We start from the raw sequence: 24,338 nt of genomic DNA on the forward strand, positions 1-24,338 counted from the left end.
TCCTAGAAATTCAGGTTGTTGCGCAATTCGAATGCGGTGATCTGCTGCTGGTATTCATGCCATTCATCCCACTTTGAGCGCAGGAAGTACTCAAAGACATGTTCACCGAGGACCTCCGCCATAAACTCGGAGCGCTCGAATTCTCGGAGGGCTTGGTCTAGGCTGCTCGGCAGATCCTTGTACCCCATCGCACGGCGTTCGCGGCGGGTCAGCTGGTGGACGTCGTCCTCAGCCGGGTCTCCTAGCTCATAGCCTTCCCTGATTCCGCGCAAACCAGCGGCAAGGAGCACCGCGTATCCCAGGTAGGGGTTCATCGCTGAATCCAGCGAGCGGATTTCAACTCGGCGCGACATTTCCTTGGAAAGGCGGTAAGTGGGAACTCTCACCAGCGCAGAGCGGTTAGAAATTCCCCACGTCACTGACCCTGGGGCCTCGCTGCCAAACATCAGGCGCTTATAAGAGTTGGTCCACTGGTTGGTGATCGCCGTCATCTCCACTGCGTGCTCGAGAATGCCGGCGATGAACTGCCGCCCCGTGCTAGACAGCGAAATCTCATCATCGGGGTCGTGGAAAGCGTTGGAATCTCCCTCGAAAAGGCTCAAGTGGGTATGCATGCCCGAGCCTGAGCGGTCCTCGAAAGGCTTGGGCATGAATGTGGCATGCACGCCCTGCTGGGAGGCCACCTCTTTAATGAGGTAGCGGAAGGTCATGATGTGGTCCGCCATGGACAACACGTCAGCATGACGCAGGTCGATCTCCTGCTGGCCAGGTGAGGTTTCATGGTGGCTGAACTCCGTGGCGATGCCCATGGATTCCAACGCGTACATCGACCGGCGCCGGAAGCTCGGGGCGTTATCATGCGTGGCTTGGTCGAAATAGCCGCCGTTATCGGTGGCAACAAGCTTGTTGATATCGCGCGCGTCCTCAAGGAGATAAAACTCAATCTCGGGAGAAGCCTTGCACGTGAATCCTTCATTGGCCGCCTCGGTGACCTGACGGCGCAGAATGTGGCGCGGGTCCACCAACGAAGGTTGCCCATCGGGCTGGGTAATGTCACAGAACATGCGCGCCGAGAGCAGCTCGGGTTCTTCCTTGTCAAAGGGCATGATCTGGAAGGTTGAAGGGTCCGGCATCGCGATGGTGTCAGCCTCCGAAATGCGGGAGAACCCTTCCACTGAAGAGCCGTCGAAGCCAACACCTTCCTCGAAGGCGGATTCCAACTCTGAGGGGCTCATTACCACCGATTTCAGCGCCCCCAAGATGTCAGTGAACCAGAGGCGAATGAAGCGGATATCGCGTTCTTCAACTGTACGAAGGACGAATTCGTGTTGGCTGTTCATGCTTTAAACCCTACCGCCGTGCGCCGAAGCCACGGAGTGAGTTTCTTCTATTGCCCCCGCACCGACATTTATTAGCCCAGTTGGCAAGAGTATCTCGGGGGCAAATTTTTTCGACTCCTCTGACCCCTGTCGGCATCACGTGCTTGAATGGCCACACAACCGAACAGATGTACCCATACAAACAGATTAGGAACAGCCATGAACACACACCACGCAACCCTGAGCCAGCGAGGAATCGAGCTCATTAGCCAGGCAGCCCGGCAAGGATGGTCGCCTAAGGACCTGCTCCATGTCGTGGGTAGTTTTTGCCACCCTCTCATTTATCGCGCCGCCCCTCATGTTCCCGCACAGATTAGTTCCACTGCGCTGCGCAAGGAATGGTTGAGCTTCACCCCGCCTGCCTCGATGACCATGTCTACCGATGACCTCATGCGGCTTATTGAAGCAATCACTTTACTACCGCCCCTTCGGGATGTTGATGTGCTGGCAGCTCAAAGAAACAACTCTGGGACGTCCCGCAGCAGCAAGGAGAATAGAATCCGCGACAAAATCTCTCATCTTCTGCGAAAAGCAGAATCCACTCCCTACGAAGAGGAAGCCAGCGCGCTCATCGCCAAAGCGCAGAGCCTGCAACAGCGACACCGACTCGAAGGGACGCCCACCAATTCACCGGACACAGTGGTATCCACGCGAATCCATATCAACGCACCCTATATCAACCACAAAACCACTCTGCTCAGCGTCATTGCGGATCGGAACGGATGCACCGCCCTCCGGCTACACCCCAAAGGGATTGTCACCGTCATTGGCGCTGAAGAGGACGTTCGCCACGTCACTGATCTTTTCGCTTCACTCCTACGGCAATGTGAATGGCACATGCATCACGGCGAGCACGCCAAGAGCGCGCGTCAGCTTGGCAATGTGGCGTCCTTCCGCCGAAGCTTCATCCTTTCTTATGCCACTCGTATCGGCGAGTTATTGGAGGAAGCAAACACAAAGTTGGACTCGCACGACGTAGAAGGGACCGGTTTGGCATCAAACGGACCCAGCACTCGGCAAGACGAAGTGACCTTGGCGCAGCAATCACTATCGGCAGTCGAAGAACGCCGCCGCAACGCCGAAGCAGTGACTGATCGAATCTTCCCCAATGCGCGCACCGTGTCCCTGGCGGTGAGAAGCCACGCAGGAGTATCCGCCGGCGCATCAGCTGCAGAAAAATCCCACTTGGGAGGTGATTCCTCGGGGCTTAACGGACGCCGCCAGCTCACCCGCTAAGGAGGATAAATGGCAGGCACATTTGCGTTACTAGCCAGGTAACCTAGAAGGCGGTACAGAGGTTTGTTGCCTCCTTTTCATATATTCGCTCCCCGACGAAGGTGTGTACATGTCTCCAAAGACGTTCCTTGAAATCGAAGCCAAGTTCGCCGTGGATGAGGCCACCCCAATGCCGGATCTCACCCAGCTCGACGAGGTTTCCCGCGTTGCAGAAACCCACCACCACTCGTTGTCCGCGATTTACTACGACACCGAGGATCTCCGCCTTACCCACGCGAAGATCACGCTGCGACGTCGCACCGGCGGAAATGATGATGGCTGGCACATCAAGATTCCCGGTGCGGAAGGTCGCACTGAGATCCGGGCGGAACTCGGTGAGCCCATCGACGGCAAATACGAGGTTCCGGACGAGTTGCTCCACCAGGTCCGCTCGGTAGTGCGTAACCAGCTTCTTGAGCCGATCGCACAGGTGGATAACAACCGCACCGAGTTGCTGCTCGTTGACGCAGACGAGCAGCCAGTTGCTGAGTTCTGCGATGACCATGTCACCGCTTTCTCCTTCCTGCCGGGTGGCTCCCAGAGCACGTGGCGCGAATGGGAGGTAGAGCTCGCCGGGGACCTGCCGGGAAGCAAAGCGGGCAACAAACTGCTGCGGCACGCCACTTCCCTACTGATCGGTTCTGGGGCTCGGGTTTCCTCCTCGCCGTCCAAGCTGAAGTCTGCATTGGGAGACTCCATCAACAACGTCGAGCTTCCTCCGGCCCTAGCGGCGTCCAATGTGGAGCCGGGCTCACCCGCGGCGGCAGTCGTGGAAGCGTTGAAGGCTAATCGGGACAAGCTCGTCGAGTTCGATCCGCGTGTTCGCCGGGATGAGTGGGATTCGGTGCACCAAATGCGTGTGGCTACCCGTGAATTGCGCAGCCACTTGCAGACCTTCCACGGCATTGTGGTGGGCCCTGAGATTGAGCGCATTGAGTCAGATCTCAAGGAACTTGCGGCCATGCTGGGCGTTGCCCGGGATGCCGAGGTTGTGGAAGAACGCTGGCAGAATCTGCTCGCATCCGAGGACTCTGATGTTCTCGATGAAGCTACCCGTGAGCACATTGCTCACGACATGGGCCGCGCCTACCGCCGCGCGCATCGCCGAGTCATCGCTGCGCTCGATTCCGACCAATACTTAGCACTTCTCGATGCACTGGATGCTTTCCTCTCCAACCCGCCGGTTGCCGGGGAGGAAACGGCCGCTGGCGCAGACGGCACTTCCGAAGACGACATAGCGGAAGACTCTGCGGTCGTCGCTTCAGAATCCGCTGAGCCCGCGGAGGACCACGAGGCAGCACAGGACTACGAGCCGAAGCACGCCAAGCCTGATGAGGGAGACGAACCCCGCGATCTCGACACGGTGATGGCCCTTCACCTCAAGCAGGCTTATGACAAGCTGGTCAAGCGCCACAAGAAGGCTGTCTCCAACTGGGATAACACCGAGCTGACGCTACATGAGCGTGAGGAATACTTCCACGATATGCGCAAGGCAGCGAAGAAGCTGCGCTATGCCGCAGAGGCTGCTGGGTCCGCCACCAACCTGAAGACGAAGAACCTCTACAAGGCCTGCAAGCAGATGCAATCTGTCTTAGGAGACTTCCAGGATTCGGTGACCTCCCGCGATAAGTTGCTCGAGTTGGCAGAAACCGCACGCCGCCGTGGTGAGGACACCTTCGGCTATGGCCTCCTCTACCAGCGTGAGCGCGTCATCGGATTGGAAGCACTCGACGCATACTCGGATAGCTTCAAGGCCATCAAGTCCGCCTTCAAGCCGCTGCGCAAGAAGCTGAGCTAGCCGGCTGGCTTTGCTCCGCTAGCCTTCCCGTGTTGCAAGGCAGCGATCAGAAGCGGCCCACACCTTCACGCCTATGCGGTGGTGTGGGCCGTTGCTATTAGCGGACTTCTCAAGCAGGCTTCAACATTGGCCTGTTAGGACTGCGCAGTGTGGTGCTTAGTAATCGTCCTCGGCGGCGTCCTCAGCATCAGCCGCAGCGGTGCGAGCTTGCGCGATTTCGATGGCGCGCTCAGCCTCCTCGCGGGAATCATAAGGTCCCATGCGGTTCTCCCAGCCGGACACCTTGCCCTGGGATACTTCACCGGTTGACGGGTCATAGAACCACTTGTTGTCGGCTTCAGCCATAATCTTCTCCATTCTTTTAAGCTCTCATTCAGTGCACCCCACACTACAGACCGCCTGCGGCCCACGCCCGTTAGAATAGATAGGTCACTTAGTCCTGCTGCTACTTCTTTGGCAGGATATCGCCACCAGCAAAGGAGAACCTTCCCGATGCCCCTGTGGACTGCCCCTTCGACCCCGGCCGTCGACCGCGTTCGCGCCGCACACCGCGAAAACGTGGGCGCTGAATCAGCACATGTCGCCAGCGCCCCCGCCACTTGGGCACTCATCGGCGAGCACATCGACCACTACGGCGGCATCGCCATCATGGGGCTTGCCAATATCCGCGCGGCAGCAGCTGTCAGCCCCCGCAGCGACGGACTCGTCAAGGTTCGCCTCCAGCACACCAACGGCGAAACAGTTGAAGACCAGATCTCCCTCGAACAGGTTTCTGCCCTTGCCGCGCAGCAGCAGCCCAGCGTCGATTCCGAAGGCCAGACCATTGAACCCCCAGCACCCGAAGGTGCCATCGCCGCGCGCCTCGGCGGCATCATCTACACCATGATCAACCGCCAGCTTCTTACCCGCGAGACCGCTGGCGCCGACATCACCGTGGTCAATGACATCCCCGATTCGACCGGCCTCGGCGCCGCCGCGGCCATCGATATCGCCACAGCTTTGGCATTACTCGGCACCGCTGACGATCTGCATGATGCCCCACTGCGCGCCCGTATCGCAGAGGTGTGCTCCCAAGCGGTTGGCACCTTCGCGCGATTCCCTGCGCTGCGCGCTCGCCACTCCGCTGCCCTGCGCGGCGCAGGTGAGTCCATCACCATCATCGACTACGCCGACGGCTCCGTGACCCAGGCGCCTCACATGATCAACAAGGACATTGCAGCTTTCGCCTTGGCCGTGCCCGGGGACGCTGATTCTGCTGAGGCCGTGACAGAGATTCGCGCCCGCGAGCGTTTCATTGACGCCGCCTGCCGCGCTTTCGGCACGCCGTCGCTGCGTTTGTTGCCGGATGCTCCCCAGCGCGTCCTTGAGTGGCTGGCCGCGGTCCACAAGGTGCACGGCACCGAGAACCAGCCGACCATCGCCCAAGCCACGGCATGGCTGACCTTCTACTCGGAGGAAACTGAGCGCGCCGAAGGCATTGCTCGTGCTTTGCGCTCTCGCCGCGGCACCGAGCTTTTCCCACTGCTCACGCAGTCGCAGTCTGCCTTGGCCACCGTCTATGGTTTCAACTCCGCGGAGAAACTCGCGCAGCTGGCCACTGCCCGCGGTGCCGTCGCTTCACGCTCTGCTCACGCCGGCACTTCCTCCGCGGTCATCGCCTACGTGCCGAGCGCTAAGGCCACCAACTTCGCGGCCGACTTAGCGGAGGACGGCCTGCTGGTCATCCCGCTTTCTGCCGGAAGCCCTGCAATCACCGAGGATTAATCCGCCGGCCACGCAAAGAGCACATCGCGCTCTTCAACGTCGGCCTTCACCAAGGACACCATCGTCTCCTTGCCGGTCTCTGGGTGGCCTACGGCCTGACCAATCACCGGTGGGTCTAACACGAAGAGCCGTGCTTTCTCACGCTTGATTCCACCATCAACCACGACAGCTTCAAAGTTGGTGCCAACCCACGGCGCCAGGACCGTCGCCTCCGTGAGGTTCAAACACGCCTTATCCACATGGGAGGCCAGCTGCGATGTCGAGCGCATCGTGGACATGACATCCCCGGCGCGCTCGCACACCCACTGCGGCACCTCATAGCCACCGCTGAGTGCTAAGCAGACCTCCGTGGCGAAGCGGTCGACAAGACGCCGCAGCGGGGCCGTCACGTGCGCATAGTAGCCGCCGATTCCCGCGTGCACGTCCGCCTGGCCATCCTCCAGCCACACGTAGTCAGCACCACGCAGCAATCGCTGGGCCTCGCGCATCACCGCCATCCCGCGCGGCGAATCCGCGTCCACGGAATGCAGAAACTCTGAGATGCTGCTCTCCCCCAGGTCAAAACCCAGCGCCTCTGCTTCCGAGCGGAAGGTGGCCTCGGCCTCCGGTGTGGCCGCCGATAAGGTGCGCAGGAAACCAACTCCATGCTCTTCCATCAACCGCCCCGCGCACATTCCGGTAAGCAGCGAAATCTCCGAGTTATAGTCCATCACCTCGTGGCGCGGCTCCATCACGAGCTCGTAGTGCCCCTTTTTCCCATCGCTGCTTTCGGTTACGCGCTGCGAAGGAAGTCGCAGGTTAATCGCCTCACGCCGCAGCGAGGAGGCCTGTCGTAGCTTTCCTACCTCCGGCAGCAAGGCGATCGAGGAATGCAAAGTGCCATTCTCCAAGTCCTTATGGGCCTGGTCATAGTCCAGCCGGGCGCGGCTGCGCACGAGTGCGCGCTCCACCGAGAAGTCCTCCACCTCACCCGCGGTGTCGAGGTTGAAGGTCCAGAGGACCGCGGGGCGGTCGACGTCGGCAAGCAGCGAGGCCCTATCCTCAGACAGCTCCGCTGGGTGCAGCCGCGCCGGCTCATCGGGCAGGTAGATGGTCTGGCCACGCTTAAGGGACTCAGTCTCCAGCGCGGAGCCCGGTTCGATGAAAGCTGCAACATCAGCGATGGCATAGAGCACGCGGTAGCCGCCATCGCGCGCCTCAATGAAGACGGCCTGGTCCAGGTCCTTTGAGCCGGCCGGGTCGATGGTCACCAGCGGGATGTCCCGGGCGTCGCGGCGCTGCTCGGCATAGCGGTCCTGCGCAGTGGCGGCCTGGGCGGTGACCTCCTCTGGGAAGTCGGTCGGAACGGAAAACTCCTCAGCGATGGGCCGAAAGTCCAAGGGCGCGGCATATAGTTTCATGCCGCCCCATTGTTCCAAAAAATAAAAGTATGGGCGCGAATGAGCCAACCTATAAGCCGGATTCTGTGCCGCGCACGAGGCGCGGTGACAAACATCCATCCAGGCCAACCGTTGCCAGTTGGCTCAAGCAGCTACCTTCAGGCTTCGGCGAGCAACCTACTAACGCCTGATCGGGCCCGCTAACGTGGCGGGCCGTGATGCCTTGCTCCCAGTGGGGTTTACCCAGCCACCGCCATCGCTGACGGTGCTGGTGCGCTCTTACCGCACCCTTTCACCCTTACCGCTTCCCACGCTGCGCCGAAGCGCAATCGAGGGCACGCGGCGGTCTACTCTCTGTTGCACTTTCCCGCGGGTCACCCCGGGTTGCTGTTAGCAACCACCGTGCTCTGTGGAGTCCGGACTTTCCTCGGCCCGCGCCTAGTCCCATAAAGGGGCCGGTTCGACGGAACGCGTTTGCCCGGTCGGCTCATTCGCGCCTGTTAGTTTATCGCAGCGCGCCCAGATGCCCCACATCGTTGAAACGGTGCAGGGTGCTGCCGCCGTCGAAGAATTCGACCTCACTCACAGAAGCCAGCTCCAGGAAAAGGTGGTTGGGAGTCTGCGGGCCGGAATCGAGAGCCTGGCGCACGAAGGACTTGATGGGGTTGACGTGAGAGACCACAAGGACGGTCTGCCCTTCAAAGCGCTGCTGCAGCTCGCGGCGCGCAGCACTCACGCGGCGGTGCACCGCGCGGAGGGACTCCCCGCCCGGGCAGGCCACGGACGTATCCTTCAGCCAGCGCGCGTGGAGCTCGGGGTCAGCGGCATCGGCTTCGGCGAAGGTCTTGCCTTCCCAGCGCCCGAAATCCACCTCAATGAGGTCCTCGACGGTTTCCACGCGCAGGTCCCTGCCCTTAACCACGGCCGCGGCCGTCTGCTGGCAGCGGCGCAGCGGCGAGCACACCACGGCATCGATGTGGGTATCGGCCAAGGCTTGGGCGGCGGCGAGCGCTTGCTTCTTGCCCAGCTCGGTCAGCTCAGGGTTTGCGCGCCCGGAGTACTGCTTGGCGGCGGACATCGCCGTCTGACCGTGGCGCAGCAGGATGAAGCGGGTGGCCGGGCCACACTCGGAGCGCCAGTCGGCCGCGGTGGAGGACGCCGTGCTTGCCGACGTCCCCCCGACCTCCCCGCTGGCATCCTGACTATCCGCAGCGTCGGCCTCAGCGCCGTCGCCGGAACCCATGTCGAGGATGCCCGCGGGATCGCCCTTTGCGGCGGCGTCCATCGCCACGTTGGAAAGCGCATCGGCCACGGAGTTCTTCGCGCGCGGGACCCACTCGAGGCTGAAGCTAGGAATCTGATCCAGCAGGCGGCGCGCCTCGATGGCCAGCTTCTGCATGTCCGGGTGCTTGATCTTCCAGCGCCCGTTCATCTGCTCCACCACGAGCTTGGAGTCCATGTAGAACTCCACCTCGTCCGCGCCCAGTTCCACCGCTGCCTCAAGGCCGCGCAGCAGGCCGTGGTATTCGGCCACGTTATTGGTGGACTTCTGCCCCACGACGTAGGCGATTTCCCTAAGCAGCTGCGAGCGGTCCTCGTTGTAGACTGCAGTGCCAGAACCGGCGATCCCGGGGTTGCCGCGGGAGCCGCCGTCAGCGAAGATGACTAGCTTCATGAGGCCGGGCGTACCAGGTAGGAGCCGCAGTCGCTGCACTGCGGAAGCTCGTCGGCCGCAGCATTGCGCACCGCGTTCTGCTCGGCCGGTGGCAACACGATGAAGCAGCCACCGCAAGCGCGACCAGTAAAGGCCGCCGCACCCACACCGTTTTCTTCGCGCACGGTCTCGTACTCCGCCACGATGTCCGCGGGCAGCTGCTCGCGCAGCTCGCCAATGCGCACCTGCGGATCCGGTCGGTTCGCCACGGCCTCCTGGGCGGCTTCGGCCGCGCGCTTGAGCGCTTCGAGCTTGCGCTCGGAATCGGAGACCTTCGCGCCGTAGACATCCAGGTTGGCACGCAGGGCGTGAATTTCGTTGTGGGCTTCCTGCAGCTCGCTCATGAGATCCGCGATGCGGGACTTAGCCGCATAGAGATCGTGTTCCAAGTCCTTGCGGGTCTCCGGGTCGGTCGCGGCGCCAAGCTGTGCCTTGTCATCGCGCTCGCGCTGGCGCAGCTTGCGCTCATCAGCCTGGATGCGCAGGATCTCCATCTCCATATCGTCGACGGCGAGCTGGGCGGAGCCGGAGGCGTCGACAAGCCGGGCGTGTGCGGCCTGAGCCTTCTCGTATTCCTCTTGCTCCGGGATGGCGGGGGTTCCACCAAGCGCCTGGGAGCGCTCGAGGGTGGCCAGCTCCAGCAGGATGGTCTGCAGGTCCTGTGGCAGTTTCATTTAGTTCTCCTTATGCGCAGAAATCGTCCATGGGTCGGTGCGGACATCGATGATCTCGGTGTTCACGCGCAATGCGCCCTCCACAATATCGCGCGCCTGGGTGGTCCAGGGAAATTCGCTGGCCCAGTGAGCGGTATCCACCACGGCTGGGCCTTCAGGATTAGCCAGGTGCGCGGCGCGCAGGTGCTCGTCCACTGGGTGGTGGCGCAAATCGGAGGTGACGTAGACATCCACGCCGAGTTCTGCGACCTGGTCCAGGAAGGAATCACCCGAGCCGCTGGAGACGGCTACACGCTTAATGAGGCGCTCCGGGTCACCGGCCGCGCGCACTCCCCATTCAGTTTCCGGAAGGGCATCGGCCACGCGCTGGGTGAATTCGCGAAGAGTCACCGGCCCCTCCAGCTCGCCCACGCGCCCTAGCCCCAAGGCCTCATCGAGATTCTCATAGGGCTCCACCGGGACGATGGGGCGGCCGGGCTTGATCCCTACGAGCTCAGCCAGCTTGTCGTTGACACCCGGGCGGGCTTTATCCGCGTTGGTGTGCGCGGCCAACAGGGCCACACCGTTACGGATAAGAGTGTGAATGACCTTTCCCTTCGGGGTATCCGCGGCCACCGAAGTCACCCCGCGCAGAAGCAGCGGGTGATGCACCACGAGCATCTGCGCGCCGAGCTCCACGGCCTTGTCTGCCACCTCTTGGGTGCAGTCCAAGGCAAAGGCCACGGTATTCACCTCGTCCGCGGGGTCACCGCACACCAGGCCAACGGCGTCCCAGGGCTCGGCCAGCTGCGGCGGGTAGGCCTCGTGGATTACGCGGCGGATCTCGCCAACGGTCGTTCGTTCTGCCATCTCGTTTGCTCCTTGTTGGCTTGAGGTTTCACGTCAGTCGCGTCGCTGCTATATCCTAGCTTTCGTTCGCCAGCGCACCCCTCTAGCTTAAGGAGACTTTGCATGACGCCTCCGGAGAACGACAACCAGCTCCACATCGTCTTCGTGTGCACGGGCAACATTTGCCGCTCACCCATGGCGGAAATCATTACCCGCGATGCCATGGAGACCGACATGCTCGATCTCCTCGCCCGCGTGGACTCCTGTGGCCTCGGTGGCTGGCACGTGGGCCAGGGCGCGGATGAGCGCGCCGTGGCAGAGCTGCGCCGCGGCGGCCACGATGGCGCCGGCCACCAGGCTGCCCAACTGGGCGAAGAGCACATGGACGCAGACCTCTTCGTGGCCATGGACACCGGCCACCGCGATGCCCTTTTGGATCGCGGCATCCCACAGGAGAAGGTGCGCCTCATGCGCAGCTTCGATCCAAACTCCCCGGAAAATGCCAGTGTGGAGGATCCTTTCTACGGCACGGAGGAGGATTTCGCCCGCACCCGCGAGGAGATTGATGCCGCCGTTCCGGGGCTGCTCGAGTGGATAAAGACGAACCACGGCTAGATAATTTTTTGCGGCTACTAGACTGATCATCATGCTCAAGACATTCCTCAAGCCTGGGTGGGTGCTCTTTCTCATCTTCGTCGTCGCCTTTTCCTATTTCTCTTTCACGGTGCTGGCACCATGGCAGCTGAATAAAGACGACCAGATTGTGGAGCGCAACCACCTCATTGAGGAAGCCTATGAGGCCGACCCCCAGCCGGTCACCGAGGTCTTTTCTGAGGATGGCTCCTTGCACAAGGAGTGGGAACGCGCGGAGATGACCGGCCACTACCTCCCGGAGGATGAGGTTCTCCTGCGCCTGCGCCCAGTGGAGTCCGCCCCGGGCTTCCAGTCACTGGTCCCCTTCGAAACCGAATCCGGTGAGACCTTTCTGGTCAACCGCGGCTGGGTGCCTACGGATGAGGGCAACTCTGTCCCCCACATCGATCCGGCCCCCAACGACAAAGTCACCATCGTGGGCATGGCGCGCTACAACGAGCGCGAGCACACTTCCGCCCCCATTGAGGAGCAGGGTTACACACAGGTCTACTCCATCAATACGGAGCAGATAGCAGAGCTTGTCGACGTCCCCCTCGCCCACGACTACCTCCAACTCTCCCCCGATCAGCCGGGTGAGCTGAATGCGCTGCCGGTGCCGAAATTGGACCGCGGCAATCACCTCTCCTACGGATACCAATGGATTGCCTTCGGCGTGATGGCGCCACTGGGCTTTGCCTACTTCGTGTGGTCAGAGATTCGGGAGCGCCGCCGCGCCCGCGAGGAGGAAGCCCTGATGGCGGAGGCGACTGCGGCAGCTATTGGCACCGGCGCCGGCTCCCCCGAGACGGGCGCAGACACTGAGGCCTTTGAGCCTGACCACGAAGAGACCTCCGACAAGCACCCTGATGCTACGGAGCCTACGGCCCCGACGTCGACGCCTGCAGCTACCACGCAGCCTTCGCGCCGCTCCCGCTCGCGCTATGGCTCCGCCAAGCCGGACTTCTACGAGAAGATCCGTGAGCGCGGTCAGGAGCGCTACTAGCACCACCAGCTCCGCCGGCCGCTCCATCGGCTCGTCGTGGAGCTGTCGTGCTATGCGCAAGACCCCCTCTCTGATTTCTCAGAAAGGGGGTCTGACCTGGTGCGGCCTGAGGGGATCGAACCCCCGACCTACTGGGTGTAAACCAGTTGCTCTTCCAGCTGAGCTAAAGCCGCAGTGCACTTGGTGTGCTCGAACAAGATTAGCCCATGGGCACCCGCAGCAACAAATCGGGGTGTGATTCGCCGCTGCAAATACCGCCTGAGCAGGTACATCCTGCGATTATTTCTTAGGGCTTCTTGGTGTAGCCGCGGGCCACGAGGCAGGAACCCTGCCACTCGCCGAGGCGCTCGGCCTTGGTCTGTACGAGGCCGGCCAGCTGTGCGGATTCGGAGATCTCACCCGGCTCCAGGTTGCCTGGCTTTCCAGCACCCGGGGTCAGCAGCCAGATGCGGCCGGAATCGCCCAAGGGACGGGTGGCATCCACCAGCCCATCGACCAAGTCGCCGTCCTCCGCGCGCCACCACAGCAGCACAAGGTCGCACAACTCGTCGGTCTCTTCCTCGAGGAAGTCCTCCCCCAACACGTCCTCGATGGACTCAGAAATCGTGGAGTCACAGTCTTCGTCCCAACCAAGTTCTAGGGCAATCTGGCCCTCCTCGATGCCGAGCTTGGCTGCGAATCCCGTCACTCGTTGAGTTCCTTCCGATGAAGTAGTTGATGTCATGCAGAGTATTTTAACGTCTACGGTGCACTTTTTCGCGTCAAACCTCCCCCGTTCCTCCCCAGAGGTGGACATTTTCCCCCATAAAACCACCCGTGGGGGCCTCCGAGTGACCCACCGCGAAAGGGGCGCGTATCCTAGAGCAAGATCTGTGTACTACGACCCAGGAGGATTTAATGGCCGACTTGGACGCCCACAACGGCGACTCCAACTTTCCCATCGTTCGCGATGGCGTGGCAGCATACCTGCATGACTCCGACCCCGAGGAGACCCGCGAGTGGATGGACTCCCTCGACGGTCTTCTAGATTCTTCCGATCCGGAGCGCGCCCGCTACCTCATGCTGCGCCTTCTTGAGCGCGCTACCGCCAAGCGCGTGCCGTTGCCGTCGCTGACGTCCTCGGATTTTGTTAACACCATCCCTACCTCCCTGGAGCCAGAGTTCCCAGGCGATGAGGAGTTGGAGAAGCGCTACCGCCGCTGGATCCGCTGGAACGCGGCCATCATGGTGCACCGCGCACAGCGCCCGGGCATCGGCGTCGGTGGCCACATCTCCACCTACGCGGGTGCTGCCCCGCTCTATGAGGTGGGTCTGAACCACTTCTTCAAGGGCAAGGATGATCCCTCCGGTGGTGACCAGGTCTTCTTCCAGGGTCACGCTTCCCCGGGTGTCTACGCCCGCGCCTTCATGGAGGGCCGCCTGAGCGAGGAAGACCTCGACGGCTTCCGCCAGGAGCACTCCCGCGGCGAGGGCAATGGTCTGCCGTCCTACCCGCACCCACGCCTGATGCCGGACTTCTGGGAGTTCCCCACCGTGTCCATGGGCCTGGGCCCCATCAACGCCATCTACCAGGCACGCTTCAATAAGTACCTGGAAACCCGCGGCATCAAGGACACCTCCAAGCAGCATGTCTGGGCCTTCCTCGGCGACGGCGAGATGGATGAGCCGGAGTCCCGTGGTCTGCTGCAGATGGCTTCCCTCTATGAGCTGGATAACCTGACCTTCGTGGTGAACTGTAACCTGCAGCGTCTCGATGGTCCGGTGCGCGGTAACACCCAGATCATTCAGGAGCTGGAGTCCTTCTTCCGCGGTGCCGGCTGGTCCGTCATCAAGATTGTCTGGGGCCGCGGCTGGGACAAGCTGCTGGAAGCCGACAAGGACGGCGCCCTGGTCAACATCATGAACACCACGTCTGATGGTGACTACCAGACCTTCAAGGCTAACGACGGCGCCTACGTGCGCGAGCACTTCTTCGGCCGCGATGAGCGCACGCTCAAGCTGGTGGAAGACATGTCCGATGATGAGATTTGGGCACTGCGCCGCGGTGGCCACGACTACCGCAAGATCTACGCCGCATACGACAAGGCGTTGAGCTACGCTGGCACCGGCCGCCCGACGGTCATCCTGGCCCACACCATTAAGGGCTACGGCCTGGGCCACAACTTCGAGGGCCGCAACGCTACCCACCAGATGAAGAAGCTGACGCTGGAGGATCTCAAGCTCTTCCGCGATAAGCAGGGCATCCCGATCAGCGACGAGCAGCTCGAGGCCGATCCGTACCTGCCGCCGTACTACCACCCGGGCAAGGATGCTCCGGAGATCAAGTACATGCTGGAGCGTCGTAAAGAGCTGGGCGGCTTCCTGCCGGAGCGTCGTGAGAACTTCGAGACGCTGACCACCCCGGATCTGTCCAAGCTGCGCTCGGTCCGCAAGGGGTCCGGCAAGCAGGACGTCGCCACCACCATGGCGCTGGTGCGTACCTTCAAGGAGCTCATGCGCGACAAGGAGCTGGGCAAGCGCGTCGTGCCGATCATTCCGGATGAGGCCCGCACCTTCGGTATGGACTCTTGGTTCCCGACTCTCAAGATCTGGAACCCGCGTGGCCAGAACTACGTTCCGGTGGACCACGACCTCATGCTCTCCTACCGCGAGGCCACCGACGGCCAGATTCTGCACGAGGGCATTTCCGAGGCCGGTGCCGCAGCCTCCTTCACCGCGGCTGCTACCTCCTACGCCACCCAGGGCGAGGCGATGATTCCGCTGTACATCTTCTATTCGATGTTCGGTTTCCAGCGCACCGGCGATGCCTTCTGGGCTGCCGCCGACCAGCTGGGCCGCGGCTTCATCATCGGTGCGACCGCCGGCCGCACCACCCTGACCGGTGAGGGCCTGCAGCACATGGACGGCCACTCCCCGATCTTGGCGTCGACCAACCCGGCCGTGGAGGTCTACGACCCGGCCTTCGGCTACGAGATCGCTCACCTGGTTCCGCGCGGTATTGAGCGCATGTACGGCGAGGACAACGAGCCGATCATGTACTACATCACCGTGTACAACGAGCCGGTCAAGCAGCCTGCTGAGCCGGAGAACCTCGACGTCGAGGGCCTGCACAAGGGCATCTACCACTACAACACCGCCGAGTCCGGCTCCATCCCAGCCAACATCCTGGCCTCCGGTGTGGGCATGTACGAGGCCCTGCGCGCCCAGGAGATCCTGGCTGAGGACTTCGATGTCAAGGCTTCGCTGTTCTCCGTCACGTCTTGGGTCAAGCTGGCTCGCGACGGCGCCGCCCGCAACCAAGAGGCACTGCGCAAGGGCACGGAGCCGACCGAGGCTTTCGCCACCTCCCAGCTCAAGGGCTTCGAGGGACCGTTCGTTGGTGTCTCCGACTTCGCTACGGACCTGCAGGAGCAGATTCGCCCCTACGTCCCGGGCGACTACATCGTCTTGGGCGCAGATGGCTTCGGCTTCTCCGATACCCGCGAGGGTGCTCGCCGCTACTTCAACATTGACGCAGAGTCCATCGTCGTCGGCGTCCTCGAGGGCCTGGCCCGCGAGGGCAAGGTGGAGCGCAGCACCGTGGAGAAGGCGGCTCGCGAGCTGAAGCTCGATGACCCGACGGCCACCACCTCCACGTCCTCCGATGAGGACTAAGTCTGATGAGGAATAAGGCTTAGAGCTTCAAAGCCCCAAGCCCTCCAGCCCCTTCTGCCCCACCTCGGGCAGGAGGGGCATTCTTCTTACCTAAACCGAGGGGCGGCAACTGTCGTTGTTGCCAAAGTTCTGGCCAGATCTTGAATCAGAGGCAATAACTTTGGCAGAACGGGCAGTTCAACCACCACAGGAGGCCCAGCCACCGCCTGCAAAAGGCCCTGTCGCTGTCGACAAAGGACTTAGCCGGCATTATCGCTCGGCTTAGTTGCCGCCGAGCACGCGATCGAGGACCCGGCCCAAAGCCTTGGAGACCTCGCTGGGCTCTTCCAGGATGACCATGTGGCCGGCTCCGTCGATGACGGTCAGCGTGGAGTCCGGCCAGTGGCGGGCAATCACCTCCGATTGGCGGCGCGGGGTCACGATGTCATGCTGGCCCACCACGATTTCCCCCGGCACGCTGCGCAGCCGGGCCGTTGCGCCAAATTCGGAGTGCTCCACCAAGTCATCGAAGAAGCCCGCGTAGCTCGACATCGGGGTATCCAGCAACATAGCCACGTGGAATTGCAGCTTGTCCATCTGCGGGAAGCCCTGCAATAGCGCCGCAAACGCCGGGGCGATGAGTGCCGCTGCCTCGAAGCGCACGCGGTTGAGCCGGTTCGGCAGCTTCAGACAAGCGTGGTAGACCATGCCCAACGTCTTCGATTCCAAGAGGCGAGCCACCCCCGCAGCGGCAAAACGCTGCATCGAGGTGGCCACCAACGCCATTCCCTCGACGCGCTCAAAGACATCCCGCGGGGCGCAGCGCAATAAATTCAGCGCGATCATCCCGCCCATGGAATGCCCAAGCAGCACCAAAGGCCCCTCGGCGGCGCGCTCGGCAATGACGGCCAGCACGTCATCGGCCGCGCTCCGCACCGTGCACTGCGCGGGGGCGACGTGGGTGGATTGGCCGTGGCCGCGGACATCGACAAGCAGGCAGCGCACCGTTGGATAGTTGCGGCGCACGTCGTTGACCTGGGAGTAGAAGCTCTCAGCCGACAGGCAGTAGCCGTGGATGAAAACCGCGGTGACCTCCGCGTCCTCAGGGCCCACCTCATACCAGGCCACGCGCACGCCGTCGTTATCTACGAAGCCCGAGTTGCTCACCCCGGTCAGCCCCGGTTCAGTGGTGAGATCATGCAGATCGTTGTGGACGGTGCGCTCGACGGCGCGCATGCGGGGGCGGGCCCGGCGCGACCAGCTGCGGGCGATGGCGGAGGAACGTGCTCGAATAACCATGACATTTCAATACTAGACTGGGCCCCATGGCTAATGACCTTTCAGCGCAACTCCAAGCCCGCTTCGGCTCCACACCGGCAGAAGAAAAGGATTCTGCACCCGCCGGGGACGCATATAGCGAGCTCACCCGCCTCATCACGAAGGTGACCGGCGTGGAAGAAGGCCTGGAGCGCGAAGCGACATTGGAGGACCTGGGGGTTGAATCACTCGAGCGCATCGAACTAGCCGTGCGCCTCGAGGAAGCCTGTGGGGTCCGCCTTAATGAAGAAACCATGCTCTCCGTGACCACGGTGGGCGAACTTGCTGAGTACTTGGAGGAACACTCGTGATTTCTTATCTTTCAGACATGGACGGCGTCCTCATCAAGGAAGGGGAGATGATTCCCGGCGCGGATACATTCATCCAAGCGCTGAAGGATAACAACATCGAGTACATGGTTCTGACTAATAACTCGATGTCCACCCCACGGGACCTGTCAGCTCGTCTTAAGAACACCGGCCTGGACATCCCAGCGGAGCGCATCTGGACCTCCGCGACGGCCACCGCAGCCTTCCTGTCCAACCAGGCGGGCCTGTCCACGGCCTACGTCGTGGGTGAGTCTGGCCTGACCACCGCCCTGCACGAGGCCGGCTGGATTCTCAATGACCGCGACGCGGACTTCGTGGTCTTGGGTGAGACCCGCACTTATTCTTTTGAAGCCATCACCACGGCGATCAATCTCATCCGCAACGGCGCGCGCTTCATCGCCACCAACCCCGACGTCACGGGCCCCGCCCCGCAGGGCGTACTGCCGGCCACGGGTGCTGTCGCGGCACTTATTACTGCGGCGACCAACCGCGAGCCCTACTACGTGGGCAAGCCCAACCCGGTCATGATGCGCAGTGCGTTGAACAACATCGGCGCGCACTCGGAGAACACCGTCATGATCGGTGACCGCATGGATACCGACGTCAAGTCCGGTCTGGAGGCCGGCATGCGCAGCATCCTGGTGCGCTCAGGTATCAGCGATGACCGCATCATCGAGCGCTATCCTTTCCGCCCGACACGCATCATTGACTCCGTGGCGGACCTGCCGGAGCGCATCTTCGATCCCTTCGTGGACTAGGGCTTAGACCGCGCGCTTGACGACGCCCCGGAAACCATACTCCCCCGCCAGCATCTCCACCGCGCGGCCCAGCGCTTCCAATTCGCTGGGCGTTCCGGTGAGCACTTGCTGGCAGCCGATTCCAGCGCAACCAGCGTTGTCGGCGGCCGCGCTCCCGGTAGCGCGGCCGCTCATCGGATCCCATACTGAGTCGCGGCGCCAGCGGGTGCACCACTGAGCAGTCAGCGGGTCATCGCCGGGGACGATGAATTCGCTTTCGCTGCGAATACAGCGCGCCATGGCGCGCTCAATGGCAGGGCGCAGGCTGCGCGGCATGCCTGAGATCTCCAGCACGACTGTGCAGACCTCACCGCAGGCACGGTTAGGCCACGTATCCGCCGGGCTACCAAGTGGGTTAACTGAAGCGGCCGGCGCGGCGGCACCGGCCAGCTGCGGGTGAACGCGTTGATTCACTCCTTAAACTCCTTTGACGTGCGAGTGATGGCACGCCGGCATACGCCGACGCAAGACGAGCTTCGTCTTCCCCTACGAACTTGTCTTCACCACGTCACTCGCGCCGAGGCGCGAACACCGCCTAGTGTGGCCGCGGTATGTGGCCACGCGGTGCGTCGTTGTGTGCCCACAATTTTCCCCCGCCACTTGGGCCACAACAACCCTCAACCTGCACTTAAGCCCCCACAGCCTCAACAAAGACTTGAGACTTCTGCCTCGAAATTCGCCCCAGAAATCACTTAAACCCCATTAGTTAACGCGCGCACCACGCGCGCGTTGTCGCCACAGCCCTCCCACTACCCCCGTCGCAACGCTCCTTTGGGCGTTGCGACGACAGTCAATGCCTTCACGCAACCGCACCTAGCGCGCCTGGCACTCCTCCCAGATGGCCGTGTTGCTCTCAGCCCACAGCGGCTTGCACCACTCACCAAAGTCACGGTCCGTGAGCGCCACCATGGCCCAGTCACCTGCCACCCACAGGTAGGTTCCGCTCATGCCGAAGTGGCCCACAGTATCGGCCGGCAAGCCACCCATCCACTGCTGCTTCTCGCCATGGATTTCAAAGCCCAGCCCCCACGTACAGTCTTTGAAGCTGCCATAGCCGGGAACGATGCCGCGTAGTCCAGGGAACTGAACGCTGCGCATTTCCTCCACCGTCGAAGGATCAAGCAGGCTGGGCGAATAGACCTCAGCAGCAAAGGCGGCGAGGTCCTCCACGCTGGAGACCAAACCGTGCCCGGCCGAGCCTTCCAAGGTAGTGGCCCGCATCCCCAGCGGGGCGCACACGCCTTCAGCAAGGTACTCGGAGAAGGGAATCTCGGTGGCCTTCTCCACTTCCTCGGCGGCCCATTCATAGCCTGCCGAGGAGTAGATGCGGCGCTCGCCGACGGGTTTTTGTTGCTCACGCGTATCAAAGCCCACGCCCGAGGCATGGGCTAAAAGATGGCGCAGCGTGGAGCCTTCAGGGCCTGCAGGCTGATCCAGCTCCACTGCCCCTTCTTCGACGGCCACCATCACCCCATAGGCGGCCACCAACTTGGTCACAGAGGCCACTGGGAAGCGGCGGGAGGTATCCCCCAGCTGCTCTACCACCTCGCCGCGGTGCAACAGGGCGGCAGCAACGGTATCGACTGGCCAGGACTCAAGAGAAGAAAAAGCGCTCATGCGCTCCAGCTTAACGAGGATCGCGCTCGCAGCCTACGCCGTCACCATCGCGGTCGAACTTGGAGCGGAAACCCGGCTCACCCGCATAGATCGGGCGGCCCAGCGCGTTCCACACATCCGCACAACGAGTGAAGGATGCCGGAGCCGGCTGCGGTGCCGGGGCGGGAGCGGGCTTGGACGCAGGCTTCGGAGCGGGAGCTGGTGCGGGAGCCGGAGCAGGTGCCGGAGCAGGAGCAGGTTGCGGAGCTGGTGCGGGAGCCGGAGCAGGTGCCGGCGGCGAAGGAATTAGACCCGGAAGCGGATTCGGGATGATGCGCTGCTGCACGGCCCAGTAGACACCGCCAGCAAGTGCCGCGAGGATGGCTGCGGAAATGCCCACGCCAAGAGCAATCTTTTCCCCCTGAGAGGACTGCTGGAACTCAGCATCATCTTCCTCGCTGGAAGAAGCAGAGCTCTGGTCAGAGGATTCAGCGTCCTCGATGGAGGATGCAGCATCCTGCTCGGAAGAGAGATCGGCACCAGCATCAGCGGCGGAGGAGTCAACAGAAGGAACCTCGACTCCCTGGACAGTAGACTCCGCTTGAGCAGGAACAACAGCGGATAAACAAAGAGAAACAGAGACAGAGGCGGCGAGAACCGCACGAGAGAACTTAGTCATAAAGATAAGTTATAGCCCGTGGTTCTTCCCCGCAGGAAATTGCGCATCGAGATGGAACTGGAGTGCCCCCAACACTCACTTCGTTAACGGATGCCCCCGCCATGGCGATACACAAGATGTAGCGCATTGCGCCGCTGCACTTCCCTATCACTCAAATCTCTTATGCGCCCTCTCAACGCGTTCCCGGCAGCACCCCCTCAGCGCTGCCTCTGAGAGCTGCACTGTGTGCTGGCTCTCGGCGACGCTCTCCCAACTCTGCCGGGCTTTACAGGACCTACATCACGGTGGAAGGTTCCGCGGCCCCCTCCGTGGCGTTCACGGTGGGCTGCTCGTTAGCTGTCGGCGCAGCTGTTTCGGAGTATTGCTCCGCTGGGGTCTGCGTTGCCGGGGCTTGCGGATCCGCCGGGACATACGTGGCCTCGCTGTCCGGGGCGCTATCAGTCGGCGTCGCCGGCTGACCTGCATCCGTCGGTTCCTGGCCCGTGGAATCAGTAACCAGCTCATCCTGCGGCGTGGTGTTCGGCGCAACCGATGGCTCAGACGGTTCCGCGGACTCGGAAGCTGCTTCTGAGTCCCCCATCCAGCGCGAAGGCGAAAGCCACCCGGCATCCACCCCATCCGGATTAGCGGAGGAGAGCAGCAGCAGGCCCACCACGCCGAGTCCAGCGATGAGCCCCGTGGTGGAGGCGCGCACGCGCCCGCCGAGTGTCCAGAAATACTGCCATTTGTTCTCCGGCTTGTCCGCGCGCCAGATGCCGCCCTTGTAATCATCTTCTTCCTCATCCTCGGATTCATCCGAGAACGCCGGGCGGCCGGGGCCATCATGCATGCTCTCCTCCGGCTCCTCGGCGGCATCCGCCACAGCTTCCGTAGCGATGACCTCCGTCTGCGCCTCAGCCGCGCTATCCGACGTCGCGCTGTGCTGCGAGGACGAATCAGTACCTGCCGCCGGCATGACGGTGGTGGGGGTGCTGGCATCAAGGGGGTCGGCATCAGGGGCGTCGTCAAGCACCTGCGGGGCATCGCCCGGCAAGCCCTCCGCGGTGGGCAGCTTATATAGATCCCAGAAGGAGGACAGCAGGGCTGAGCGGATAGCGCGCTCCACCGCCCACTGGCGGGCGGGGTTCACCTGCACCAAGACGCGATACTGTACCTGCCAGGGCTGACCAGCCGCAGTGGGTGCGGTAAGCCCGGTAGCGGGTAGGACGTCGAGCTCGCCAGCTACATCCGCGCGGATTTCCGGGGCATCGAGGGCGTGCTGGGAAATCTTCTCCACCTGCTCGGTGATTTCCGGCAAAGAATCGCCCTCATGGACCGGGATGGCGATATCCACCACCGCACGGGACCACTCTTGGGAGAAGTTCGTGACCACGCCCGCAGAACCATTGGGCACCATGACGACTTCGCCGGTGGGCGTGCGCACCGTCGTCGTACGCAGAGTCAGCGATACAACGGTGCCTTCCACGCCCGTCACGCCGTCGAAGCTGACGTAGTCACCCACACCGAACTGCTTTTCCGACAGGATGAAGAAGCCTGCGAGGAAATCACCGATGATGGACTGCGCACCGAAACCAACGGCGGCCGAGACAACGGTAGCCGGAATCGCCGCCCCAAGGGGCGGCACCCCAAGGTTGGACAGCGCAGCCAGCACAAGCAGGAAGTACGCCACCGCCTGCGCCACGTACACCAACGCCCCAGCGAGAGCTAGGCGCGCTTTGGTGGATTCTTGATTCTCATCCAGACGGGACTCAATAACCCGCACAGCCAGCCGGCCGATACGCGGGATGAGAATGCCCAACAGAAGCATTCCCAACAGCGGCAAGCCATGGTCTACGATGGCCTGCCATATGGTGAACATGTAGTACTTCAGCATTCCGCCGAGGTTACTCTGTCAGCCTGACAGAACCCTTGGAGCTTTAAGCGCGGTGGATGAGATAGTAGTTCGGGGTGGGCTTCCACGTGAAGCCGGCGGGGACGATGTCTGCGCTGTAGGCGGTATAAGCCTTCGTCGTCCACAGCGGGATGGCCGGCATCTTCTCTAGCAGCAAGCTCTGCGCTTCGGTGTAGTACTTCTGGGCTTCCTCGTGGTCTTGTACTTGGCCAGCCTTTTCCAGCAGCTTATCGTATTCGCGGCTGCTGAAGCCGGACTCGTTTTCTGAGGAAAAAGAGGCATACAAGGGAACCAAGAAGGTCGATTCCTCCGGGAACTCCGCCTGCCAGATCGTGCGGAAGGCCCCGGTGATGTGGCGGGCAGTAACCTCTTTGCGTAGCTCCTTCAAAGTCGCGAACTCTTGGCCCTCCGCGGGAATACCGAGGGTATCCCTCAACTGTTTCGCCACCGCGTCAATCCACGTCTTGTGGCCGCCATCGGCGTTATAGCCAATGCTGAATGTGCCCTCGAAGGGGTCCAGCTTTTCTGCTTCTTCCCACAACTCGCGGGCCTCCTCCGGCTGGTAGGTCAGCACGTCGGCTCCCTCCGGGGCGGGTGGGGTGGAGCCAAAGAGCGGCGCGACGAAGCTGGTGGCAGGAAGCACCCTGTCGTGGAAGACTTCCCGAGCAATTTCTTCTCGGTCCACCGCCATGGACAAGGCACGGCGGCGCAGGCGCCCCGCCTCACCGCGGAAATTCGCGTCATTGGCAGGGATGGTGATTTCCATGATGGAGCCACCTGGCGTAGTCAGCGCACGCTCCCCCAGTTCCTTTTCGAAGCTGCCGAGTCTCTCCGACGGGATGCGCGTGAGCACATCCAGACGGCCTTCGACGAGATCCTTATAAGCCTGCTCCTCCGAGGAGTAGACAACGAACTTGATTCCCTCATTGTGCGGCTTGCGCGGGCCTGTATAGCGCGGGTTCGGCACGAGGGTCACTGCCTTCTCGCGCTCCCAGGAGGCCAGCATGTAGGGCCCGCTGCCGATGGGCTCCATTCCGCGCTCGCTCAACTTGTCTTTGTCTTCGGAACGCATGGGGAAGAAGGCCGAATAGCCCAGCCTCTCCAGGAATCCCGCCGTTGGGCGTGAGAGTTCAATGCGGAAGGACTCCTGCCCCGTGACCGTCAGACCGCGCATGGTTTTCTGGCCCTCATGGAATCCCAGAATCGGCTCAAATTGGTGCGCCGAGAGCAGCGACTGGCTTACCGCGGTATTCCACGTATCGACGAAGTCCTTAGCGGTGACGTTGGAGCCATCGGAGAATATTGCGTCCTCACGGATCACCACGTCATAGGTGGTGTCATCGACCTGCGTGATGGATTCCGCCATGTCATAGTGGGTATCACCATCTTCATCCAGATACACCAATCCGGAATACACCAGGTTGATGATGGTCTGCCCCGGCACATCGTTGGAATCAGCCGGAATGAGGGTGCGTTGCGGCTCTGAAATATCAGTGGTGATGAGGTCTAAGCCTGAGGTATCAACGCTGCCAGGCTCCGAGGTACAGCCCACCACCGTGGGTGCCACTGCCCCCGACACCGCTAGCATCCCCAGCAGGCCCAGAAAAGAACGCCTCGACGTCACGCGTTCATCACCTCACTTTCACCCA

The 24,338-nt window shown here is 62.1% G+C and carries 21 protein-coding genes, 1 tRNA gene and 1 other RNA gene; 8 read left to right on the plus strand and 15 right to left on the minus strand.

Annotated features, from left to right (window positions below; translation table 11 throughout):
- Positions 1-2 precede the first annotated feature (2 nt).
- The gene (gene glnA / locus CAURI_RS09035; RefSeq protein WP_010190629.1) at positions 3-1,340 is read right to left on the minus strand and encodes a type I glutamate--ammonia ligase; all 1,338 of its coding nucleotides are present in this window, start codon (positions 1,338-1,340) and stop codon (positions 3-5) included.
- A gap of 198 nt (positions 1,341-1,538) precedes the next feature.
- Between glnA and CAURI_RS09040 the strand changes: the two genes are divergently transcribed.
- Both CAURI_RS09040 and CAURI_RS09045 read left to right on the plus strand, forming a co-directional pair.
- A complete protein-coding gene (locus tag CAURI_RS09040) occupies positions 1,539-2,615 on the plus strand; it encodes a DUF2786 domain-containing protein (RefSeq protein WP_010190630.1) in 1,077 nt (358 codons plus the stop codon).
- Between the two features lie 109 nt (positions 2,616-2,724).
- Positions 2,725-4,452, plus strand: a complete 1,728-nt coding sequence (locus CAURI_RS09045) for a CYTH and CHAD domain-containing protein (protein ID WP_010190631.1) — start codon at positions 2,725-2,727, stop codon at positions 4,450-4,452.
- Positions 4,453-4,608: 156 nt separating this feature from the next.
- On the opposite strand, the gene CAURI_RS09050 is transcribed toward CAURI_RS09045, so the two are convergent.
- On the minus strand, positions 4,609-4,797 hold the full coding sequence (locus CAURI_RS09050) for a hypothetical protein (protein WP_012715171.1): 189 nt from the start codon (positions 4,795-4,797) through the stop codon (positions 4,609-4,611).
- Positions 4,798-4,944: 147 nt separating this feature from the next.
- On the opposite strand from CAURI_RS09050, the gene CAURI_RS09055 reads away from it, so the two are divergent.
- The gene (locus tag CAURI_RS09055) at positions 4,945-6,216 is read left to right on the plus strand and encodes a galactokinase family protein (RefSeq protein ID WP_010190633.1); all 1,272 of its coding nucleotides are present in this window, start codon (positions 4,945-4,947) and stop codon (positions 6,214-6,216) included.
- On the opposite strand, the gene CAURI_RS09060 is transcribed toward CAURI_RS09055, so the two are convergent.
- From CAURI_RS09060 to CAURI_RS09075, 5 genes are all read right to left on the minus strand, one after another.
- Complete coding sequence (locus CAURI_RS09060; RefSeq protein ID WP_010190634.1) at positions 6,213-7,616, minus strand: RNB domain-containing ribonuclease; 1,404 nt, start codon at positions 7,614-7,616, stop codon at positions 6,213-6,215. The genes CAURI_RS09055 and CAURI_RS09060 overlap by 4 nt on opposite strands.
- A 36-nt stretch (positions 7,617-7,652) precedes the next feature.
- Positions 7,653-8,085, minus strand: an RNA gene (gene rnpB / locus CAURI_RS13355) — RNase P RNA component class A.
- Positions 8,086-8,100: 15 nt separating this feature from the next.
- The gene (locus tag CAURI_RS09065) at positions 8,101-9,270 is read right to left on the minus strand and encodes a bifunctional RNase H/acid phosphatase (RefSeq protein ID WP_010190635.1); all 1,170 of its coding nucleotides are present in this window, start codon (positions 9,268-9,270) and stop codon (positions 8,101-8,103) included.
- Entirely contained in the window at positions 9,267-9,983 is a 717-nt protein-coding gene (locus CAURI_RS09070) for a zinc ribbon domain-containing protein (protein ID WP_010190637.1), read from the minus strand. The genes CAURI_RS09065 and CAURI_RS09070 overlap by 4 nt, the downstream gene beginning before the upstream one ends.
- Positions 9,984-10,832, minus strand: coding sequence for a Nif3-like dinuclear metal center hexameric protein (locus CAURI_RS09075; protein WP_010190639.1), 849 nt, complete (start codon positions 10,830-10,832; stop codon positions 9,984-9,986). It lies immediately after the preceding gene.
- A gap of 102 nt (positions 10,833-10,934) precedes the next feature.
- Between CAURI_RS09075 and CAURI_RS09080 the strand changes: the two genes are divergently transcribed.
- On the plus strand, positions 10,935-11,426 hold the full coding sequence (locus CAURI_RS09080; RefSeq protein ID WP_010190641.1) for a low molecular weight protein-tyrosine-phosphatase: 492 nt from the start codon (positions 10,935-10,937) through the stop codon (positions 11,424-11,426).
- A gap of 31 nt (positions 11,427-11,457) precedes the next feature.
- Positions 11,458-12,447, plus strand: a complete 990-nt coding sequence (locus tag CAURI_RS09085; RefSeq protein ID WP_010190643.1) for an SURF1 family cytochrome oxidase biogenesis protein — start codon at positions 11,458-11,460, stop codon at positions 12,445-12,447.
- 97 nt (positions 12,448-12,544) lie between these two features.
- On the opposite strand, the gene CAURI_RS09090 is transcribed toward CAURI_RS09085, so the two are convergent.
- Positions 12,545-12,620, minus strand: a tRNA-Val gene (locus CAURI_RS09090).
- A 113-nt stretch (positions 12,621-12,733) separates the two neighbouring features.
- Positions 12,734-13,171, minus strand: coding sequence for a DUF3052 domain-containing protein (locus tag CAURI_RS09095; protein WP_046647091.1), 438 nt, complete (start codon positions 13,169-13,171; stop codon positions 12,734-12,736).
- A 173-nt stretch (positions 13,172-13,344) separates the two neighbouring features.
- On the opposite strand from CAURI_RS09095, the gene aceE reads away from it, so the two are divergent.
- Positions 13,345-16,101 carry a pyruvate dehydrogenase (acetyl-transferring), homodimeric type gene (gene aceE, locus CAURI_RS09100; protein ID WP_010190645.1) on the plus strand — a complete coding sequence of 919 codons (2,757 nt, stop codon included), beginning with the start codon at positions 13,345-13,347 and terminating at the stop codon, positions 16,099-16,101.
- A gap of 261 nt (positions 16,102-16,362) precedes the next feature.
- Here aceE and CAURI_RS09105 read toward each other — a convergent pair whose 3' ends face one another.
- A complete protein-coding gene (locus CAURI_RS09105; protein ID WP_010190646.1) occupies positions 16,363-17,379 on the minus strand; it encodes an alpha/beta fold hydrolase in 1,017 nt (338 codons plus the stop codon).
- A 26-nt stretch (positions 17,380-17,405) separates the two neighbouring features.
- Between CAURI_RS09105 and CAURI_RS09110 the strand changes: the two genes are divergently transcribed.
- Both CAURI_RS09110 and CAURI_RS09115 read left to right on the plus strand, forming a co-directional pair.
- Positions 17,406-17,708, plus strand: a complete 303-nt coding sequence (locus tag CAURI_RS09110) for an acyl carrier protein (RefSeq protein WP_010190647.1) — start codon at positions 17,406-17,408, stop codon at positions 17,706-17,708.
- Positions 17,705-18,484, plus strand: a complete 780-nt coding sequence (locus CAURI_RS09115) for an HAD-IIA family hydrolase (RefSeq protein ID WP_010190648.1) — start codon at positions 17,705-17,707, stop codon at positions 18,482-18,484. Before CAURI_RS09110 ends, CAURI_RS09115 begins: the two co-directional genes overlap by 4 nt.
- Before the next feature lie 3 nt (positions 18,485-18,487).
- Here the strand turns inward: CAURI_RS09115 and CAURI_RS09120 are convergent, their stop codons facing one another.
- The 5 genes from CAURI_RS09120 to CAURI_RS09140 form a co-directional block, all read right to left on the minus strand.
- A complete protein-coding gene (locus tag CAURI_RS09120; protein WP_010190649.1) occupies positions 18,488-18,937 on the minus strand; it encodes a hypothetical protein in 450 nt (149 codons plus the stop codon).
- A 399-nt stretch (positions 18,938-19,336) separates the two neighbouring features.
- Positions 19,337-20,140, minus strand: coding sequence for a serine hydrolase domain-containing protein (locus tag CAURI_RS09125; protein WP_010190650.1), 804 nt, complete (start codon positions 20,138-20,140; stop codon positions 19,337-19,339).
- Positions 20,141-20,150: 10 nt separating this feature from the next.
- Positions 20,151-20,798 (minus strand): excalibur calcium-binding domain-containing protein, encoded by a 648-nt coding sequence (locus tag CAURI_RS09130; RefSeq protein WP_010190652.1) that lies wholly within the window; start codon positions 20,796-20,798, stop codon positions 20,151-20,153.
- A 274-nt stretch (positions 20,799-21,072) separates the two neighbouring features.
- Positions 21,073-22,671: a mechanosensitive ion channel family protein gene (locus CAURI_RS09135; RefSeq protein WP_010190655.1), complete on the minus strand. Its 1,599-nt coding sequence runs from the start codon at positions 22,669-22,671 to the stop codon at positions 21,073-21,075.
- A gap of 43 nt (positions 22,672-22,714) precedes the next feature.
- Positions 22,715-24,313 (minus strand): ABC transporter substrate-binding protein, encoded by a 1,599-nt coding sequence (locus tag CAURI_RS09140; RefSeq protein ID WP_012715173.1) that lies wholly within the window; start codon positions 24,311-24,313, stop codon positions 22,715-22,717.
- Positions 24,314-24,338: the final 25 nt, after the last annotated feature.

This window comes from Corynebacterium aurimucosum ATCC 700975, from assembly GCF_000022905.1.
Taxonomy (GTDB): Bacteria; Actinomycetota; Actinomycetes; order Mycobacteriales; family Mycobacteriaceae; genus Corynebacterium; species Corynebacterium aurimucosum_F.

Excerpts from the sequence above, each read along its gene's own strand:
- CAURI_RS09095 (WP_046647091.1), bottom strand. The coding sequence starts at position 13,171 with ATGACATCAACTACTTCATCGGAAGGAACTCAACGAGTGACGGGATTC.
- CAURI_RS09130 (WP_010190652.1), bottom strand. The coding sequence starts at position 20,798 with ATGACTAAGTTCTCTCGTGCGGTTCTCGCCGCCTCTGTCTCTGTTTCT.
- CAURI_RS09050 (WP_012715171.1), bottom strand. The coding sequence starts at position 4,797 with ATGGCTGAAGCCGACAACAAGTGGTTCTATGACCCGTCAACCGGTGAA.
- CAURI_RS09110 (WP_010190647.1), top strand. The coding sequence starts at position 17,406 with ATGGCTAATGACCTTTCAGCGCAACTCCAAGCCCGCTTCGGCTCCACA.
- CAURI_RS09080 (WP_010190641.1), top strand. The coding sequence starts at position 10,935 with ATGACGCCTCCGGAGAACGACAACCAGCTCCACATCGTCTTCGTGTGC.
- CAURI_RS09070 (WP_010190637.1), bottom strand. The coding sequence starts at position 9,983 with ATGAAACTGCCACAGGACCTGCAGACCATCCTGCTGGAGCTGGCCACC.
- CAURI_RS09135 (WP_010190655.1), bottom strand. The coding sequence starts at position 22,671 with ATGCTGAAGTACTACATGTTCACCATATGGCAGGCCATCGTAGACCAT.
- CAURI_RS09125 (WP_010190650.1), bottom strand. The coding sequence starts at position 20,140 with ATGAGCGCTTTTTCTTCTCTTGAGTCCTGGCCAGTCGATACCGTTGCT.
- CAURI_RS09045 (WP_010190631.1), top strand. The coding sequence starts at position 2,725 with ATGTCTCCAAAGACGTTCCTTGAAATCGAAGCCAAGTTCGCCGTGGAT.
- CAURI_RS09060 (WP_010190634.1), bottom strand. The coding sequence starts at position 7,616 with ATGAAACTATATGCCGCGCCCTTGGACTTTCGGCCCATCGCTGAGGAG.
- CAURI_RS09085 (WP_010190643.1), top strand. The coding sequence starts at position 11,458 with ATGCTCAAGACATTCCTCAAGCCTGGGTGGGTGCTCTTTCTCATCTTC.
- aceE (WP_010190645.1), top strand. The coding sequence starts at position 13,345 with ATGGCCGACTTGGACGCCCACAACGGCGACTCCAACTTTCCCATCGTT.
- glnA (WP_010190629.1), bottom strand. The coding sequence starts at position 1,340 with ATGAACAGCCAACACGAATTCGTCCTTCGTACAGTTGAAGAACGCGAT.
- CAURI_RS09055 (WP_010190633.1), top strand. The coding sequence starts at position 4,945 with ATGCCCCTGTGGACTGCCCCTTCGACCCCGGCCGTCGACCGCGTTCGC.
- CAURI_RS09040 (WP_010190630.1), top strand. The coding sequence starts at position 1,539 with ATGAACACACACCACGCAACCCTGAGCCAGCGAGGAATCGAGCTCATT.
- CAURI_RS09075 (WP_010190639.1), bottom strand. The coding sequence starts at position 10,832 with ATGGCAGAACGAACGACCGTTGGCGAGATCCGCCGCGTAATCCACGAG.
- CAURI_RS09065 (WP_010190635.1), bottom strand. The coding sequence starts at position 9,270 with ATGAAGCTAGTCATCTTCGCTGACGGCGGCTCCCGCGGCAACCCCGGG.
- CAURI_RS09105 (WP_010190646.1), bottom strand. The coding sequence starts at position 17,379 with ATGGTTATTCGAGCACGTTCCTCCGCCATCGCCCGCAGCTGGTCGCGC.